This window comes from Candidatus Bandiella numerosa (assembly GCF_021811875.1).
In the GTDB taxonomy this organism is placed as follows: domain Bacteria; phylum Pseudomonadota; class Alphaproteobacteria; order Rickettsiales; family Midichloriaceae; genus Aquirickettsia; species Aquirickettsia numerosa_A.
In genome coordinates this window covers 1-5,623 of record NZ_JAJBJD010000061.1, presented here as the reverse complement: position 1 = coordinate 5,623, position 5,623 = coordinate 1, and the positions used below count along the sequence as shown (strand labels likewise).

At 30.1% G+C, this 5,623-nt stretch carries 4 protein-coding genes; 1 reads left to right on the top strand and 3 read right to left on the bottom strand.

What is annotated here, in order from left to right:
* The first annotated feature begins 290 nt into the window (after nt 1-290).
* The gene (gene mfd, locus L8D11_RS03025; RefSeq protein ID WP_236870201.1) at nt 291-3,572 is read left to right on the top strand and encodes a transcription-repair coupling factor; all 3,282 of its coding nucleotides are present in this window, start codon (nt 291-293) and stop codon (nt 3,570-3,572) included.
* 17 nt (nt 3,573-3,589) lie between these two features.
* On the opposite strand, the gene L8D11_RS03020 is transcribed toward mfd, so the two are convergent.
* The 3 genes from L8D11_RS03020 to L8D11_RS03010 all read right to left on the bottom strand — a co-directional run.
* The gene (locus tag L8D11_RS03020; protein ID WP_236870200.1) at nt 3,590-4,732 is read right to left on the bottom strand and encodes an FtsW/RodA/SpoVE family cell cycle protein; all 1,143 of its coding nucleotides are present in this window, start codon (nt 4,730-4,732) and stop codon (nt 3,590-3,592) included.
* Nucleotides 4,733-4,741: 9 nt separating this feature from the next.
* Complete coding sequence (locus L8D11_RS03015; protein ID WP_236870199.1) at nt 4,742-5,389, bottom strand: alpha/beta hydrolase; 648 nt, start codon at nt 5,387-5,389, stop codon at nt 4,742-4,744.
* Nucleotides 5,390-5,421: 32 nt separating this feature from the next.
* The coding region (locus L8D11_RS03010; protein WP_236870198.1) for a hypothetical protein at nt 5,422-5,623 on the bottom strand (202 nt) is incomplete at its 5' end.

Below are 5,623 nucleotides of genomic sequence, written 5' to 3'. Positions count from 1 at the left end.
TTACTCTTCTCTATACGTTCTTCTGCTTCTCTTACTAAAAATGACATTTTGCCTCCTCTTTCGTATGTACTTATCTTTTCATTCTATCATATATGTTTCTTTCTGCCTATTATGCAATGGTCTTAAAAATATTTGCTATACACATTAGCATAAAAAAAAGTGACATCCATTTTATTTTCTAATATAAGGTTTTATTTTAGGCGCGTGAATTAAATATAGTTGTTTTGTTAAGTGTAAATTATCAAAAGAGAGAGAAAAACTTATATTCTCTAAAAAGCACAAAAGCTTATGTGCTAAATAAGTTATTGAATAAACACACCTCAATTTTGTATATTGCCAACAATGAAAAAACAGCACTTGAACTATATAATTTTTCGAAATTTTTTATATCAAACAATGTAGAGGTAATATATTTGCCTGCTAGCGATAGTAACCCTTATACAACAAATAGTTGCTCAAATTTTCTTCATAGAGCTAGCTCGCTCTACAAACTATCCAAATCTATAAATAATAGTAGGCTAATAATTTCAAGTGTATTAGGCTTGACTCAATTTCAACCTCCTATTGCCACTATCAAAGAGATAAGCAAAATTTTACAAATTAATCAAAAATATGATTTTTCAGAATTAATCATCTTTCTACACAATATTGGTTATAAAAGGGTTGATACAGCGGAAGAGTTTGGAGAATTTTCTGTGCGTGGAGGGATAATAGATATAGTCATGTTTGATCATGAGTATGGTATTAGATTAAATTTCACTGATAATGCTTTAGAAGCAATTAAAAAATTTGACTTAAATACGCAAATTAGTACAGAGAAAATTGCCTCTATCACCGTCATACCTGCGCATGAGATTTTTTTATGTGCATCATTTAAAGATTTATTTATAAGCAAATATTCAAAAAAATTTAATAATGATACTGTAAAATATTTACAATATATAAATGATATAAAATTTCGTGAAACAGTTAGTTGGTTTCAATCAATATATTATGATAATCCAAGTAATATTCTTAATTACCTAACTAATGACGGAATTGTGATTAAAGAACATGATTTTGATCCTTGTTTAAATGAATATTGGCAGTTACTGCAAAAAAAATACCAATTAACACTAGAGAATAACGACTCTGAGAATTTATTACCACCACCTTCAGAGATATATTTGTCACCAGAGGATATTAATAAAAAAATTGTCACATTTTCTAATTTTATTATTACTACATTTAATAATGAAGAAGACAGGTTTGATGAAAGTCCCAATATTTATAATATTTCTAAACTTAATAATATATCAGAATTAGAAGGGCTTAAGAAATTTTTACTGTCGTTAAATGATAATTTTAAGGGCAAAAAAGTGATCCTTTTATTATCGCACGAATCTAAATTAGATAGAGTAACAAATTATTTATCCCAGCAAGGGTATGATCTTGAAATAATCAATAATATTGATGAAATTCAAATAAGTGGAAAAAAGCTTTTTTTATCAAAAATACCATTTGAAACAGGATTCATTACAGATGATTTAGTTTTTATTACTGAAAAGGACATCTTTGGAAAGACTGGTGCGCAGTCCAGTTCTAAAAAGAAAAACATAAAAAAATTCTCGCAAAGTTCATATCGCTTATATCCTGAGGAATTAGTCGTCCATAAGAAGTTTGGGGTAGGAAAATATGAGGGAATTAAGGAAATTATAACAAGCGGTATTGTAAAAGATTTTATACATATAACATACCACAACAATGATAAGCTTTTTGTGCCCATTGAGGATTTTGCACTAATAACAAAATATGGAAATGATGACATTAGCAACTTAGATCAATTAGGGAAAGCATCCTGGAAATTACGAAAAAGCAAAGCCAAAAAGAAAATTGAAAAAATAGCTAAAAAATTAATTCATATTGCAGCTCAAAGAAAGTTACAAAAAGGTATTGAGCTAAATCCGATATATACAAGTTATGAAAAATTTTGCAATTCATTTGAGCATATTGAAACTGACGATCAAATATCAGCGATTGAAGACATAATTAAAGATTTTGGGTCTGGCTCAGTTGCTGATAGACTAATTTGTGGAGATGTTGGATTTGGAAAAACTGAAATAGCCATGCGCGCAGCTTTTATTGCAGTAAAAGGCGATAACCCTTCTCAAGTTGCAATACTTGCTCCAACAACTCTTTTAGTAGAACAGCATTATAGAACTCTAACCTCTAGATTTGCTGGATTTGATGTTAACATAAAGTCCATTTCAAGAAATAATATCAAAAAAGAGAGTGATGAAATTAGAAAAGCATTAAAAGCAGGAGAGATTGATATAATTATTGGAACTCATTCTTTACTTACTGATAAAATTGATTTTAAAAATTTGGCTTTAGTGATAATTGATGAAGAACAACATTTTGGTGTGGCACAAAAGGAAAAGTTGAAGCAATTCAAAAAAGATGTGCACATGCTTACGCTCTCTGCAACTCCTATCCCAAGGACTTTGCAAATGTCTTTGGTTGGGATCAGAGATTTAAGTATAATTAGCACACCTCCCATAAGCAGAAAGCCTATAAAAACTTACGTTTTACCATTTTCTTTGGAAGTACTTAAACAAGCTATATCAAGAGAAAATAGTAGAGGTGGTATTGTGCTTATTGTTACTCCAAGAATTCAGTATATTGATGATATTGAAAAACTGATAAAAAAGCATTTTTCTAATTTAACATTTCGCGCCATACATGGTAAAGTGGATAGCCAATCTGTTGAAAAAACTTTGCAAGAGTTACGAAAGAATGACGTCAATATTTTAATCAGTACTCAAATCATTGAATCTGGCTTAGATATTGAAAATGCCAATACCATTATAATAGATAAATCTAACATGCTTGGCCTGTCTCAACTGTACCAAATAAGAGGAAGAATTGGCAGAAGGAAACAACAAGCATATGCATATTTAACATATGATCCAAAAAATAAGTTTCAACCAGAAATTCAAGAAAGACTCTCGACAATTCAATCACTAGATCAACTTGGCTCGAGCTTAAGCTTGGCGACCGCTGACATGGATATGAGAGGATATGGAAATTTAATAGGTGAGGAACAATCTGGAAATATCAGAGATATAGGAGTAGAGCTATATCAACAAATGTTACTTGATACCATTAAAGTGCTTGAAGAAAAAGAATATGAACACACTAATACTGCTTTTGAAGATCAGGAATTAAATCCAAAAATCATCATTAAAGATTCAATTTTTATACCAAAGGAATACATAAGTAATGAAGCACTTAGATGTATGATGTATAGAAAAATAATGTCTTTAGATACTTTAGAAGAATTTGATAAATTAATGGATGAGTTGACTGATAGGTTTGGTAAGTTACCTATAGAAGTAAAAAATTTAATCGACATCGCAAAAATCAAATTTTTTGCTAAAAAATGCTTGATTGAAAGGATAGAAATATATAAAGAACAATCAATAATTAAGTTTAGTAAAATTAATGTGAAAAATACTCAATTCTTTAGTGATTTTGAAGTTCTAAACAATTTATTAAAAACCAAATCTGATAAAATTATCTGTAGTAGTTAATATTCCATTCCAATAGGTTAGACATCTTTAACGTAGAAGAATTTTTTGTTTTGCGATGAATCATCTGACTGACGATCTTTGCTTAAATTCAAATAAATACCAGCAGCAATGGAAAATGCTAGCATTGATGAGCCGCCATAGCTAATAAATGGCAGTGTCATACCCTTAGTTGGAAAAATATTTAGCGTCACTCCAATATTAAAGAGAAATTGTATTGCAAAATGCATCATAATGCCAAATATTGCATATATATGAAATAAATTTGAAGATTTAGTTAAGCCCCAAAAAGCTCTTAAAATAAATATTGCAAAAGCCACAACTATTATTATGCAAAAAACGAGTCCAAATTCTTCAGCTCCGACAGCAAAAATAAAGTCTGTATGAGCATCTGGTAAAGCATATTTTATCGTGCCCTCTCCTGGTCCTTTGCCAAAAAATCCTCCATTTAGATAAGATGAAATAGATTTTTGCACCTGATAATTTGACGAATTAGTAGGGTCCATAAATTTATCAATACGCATAGCCACATGGGGAAAAAATAGATATGCTCCATAAATTCCACAGAAAAAAAATACCAAAACTAAAAGTAACCAAGATAACTTTATTCCTGCCACAAAAAACATAGCAAAAGTTGCTATTGTATTAGTTATGGTCATGCCGAAATCTGGTTGTAGTAGCAATAAAACAGCAATAAATGCATTAAAAAATACGCATATGCAAAAAATTTTAAAGTTAATTTTTGTTTTTGCATGTGAAAGAATTACTGCAATAAAACAGGTATAAAAGGGTTTTAAAAATTCTGATGGTTGCAGAGAGAACCCTAGAATATTAAGCCATCTTTTAGCCCCTTTAGTTGCTTCTCCAAAAAAAATTACAAGAATTAATAATGCAATCGTTGCTATGAAGCCAACGAAAATAATTCTTCTAATATACTTCTCACTTAATGCCGAAAGAAACAAGATTGTAAAAATTCCGACTAATAAAAAGGCGAATTGCTTTTTTACAAAATAGTAATGTGGTAATTCCAATTTTTCAGCAACACCTGAACCTGCAGAAGCCAACAACAGCATTCCTAAAAACATTATAAAAATGATATTTGTTAATGCTTTTATATCTATGGAATTCCACCATATCGACTTTCTTTTATCTCCAAATGCCAAAATTAGACCTTAAAAATTATTTTTCAAAAAATTTCCACCTAGATTTATTCCTTCAGCGTCTATTCCATGCGCTAGGTGCCTTGAAATAAAATGATTTGTATCAAACCCATACTTTTTTAACTCTTCTACGGTTGATAGCATATCTTCAACAGGAACAATATCATCTTCTTTTCCATGAATTAACATAATTTTAGTTTTTTTATTACCTTCTTTGCACTGCCAATTATTGCCAAAAAGTCTTCCAGAATACCCTATTACTAACTTTGGTCTAATCAATGATTGCATAATTAAATATAATGAGAGCATCGTACCTTGTGAAAAACCTAATAAACATAAGTCATCCTCAGAAAGATTGTACTTATTTAATTGGGCAAAAATAAAATCTACAATGTACTTTTCTGCCATTTTAATTTCATTAATTAATGTATTTTTTGATCTATCAAGAAGACTAAACCATTGTTTAGCTTCACTATTGGGCATTCCTTCAAAGTCAAAAGGAGCGTCTGGAGAGATGAATAACGTACCAGGGGAAAATTTCGATAAATCTGGCGATAGATTTATCAGGTCGTCTTTATTTGACCCATATCCATGCAACATCACAACCAACTTAGTCGGGATAGCGCTGGGATTTTTTATGTATTTTGTATAATCTAGCATAATGGCAAATAACAATATTTCAACGTATGATATCAAGTTATCATAATAATCACAATAACGTTATTTAAGACCATTGCATAATAGGCAGAAAGAAACATATATGATAGAAAAGACCATTGCATAATAGGCAGAAAGAAACATATATGATAGAATGAAAAGATAAGTACATACGAAAGAGGAGGCAAAATGTCATTTTTAGTAAGAGAAGCAGAAGAACGTATAGAGAAGAGTAAG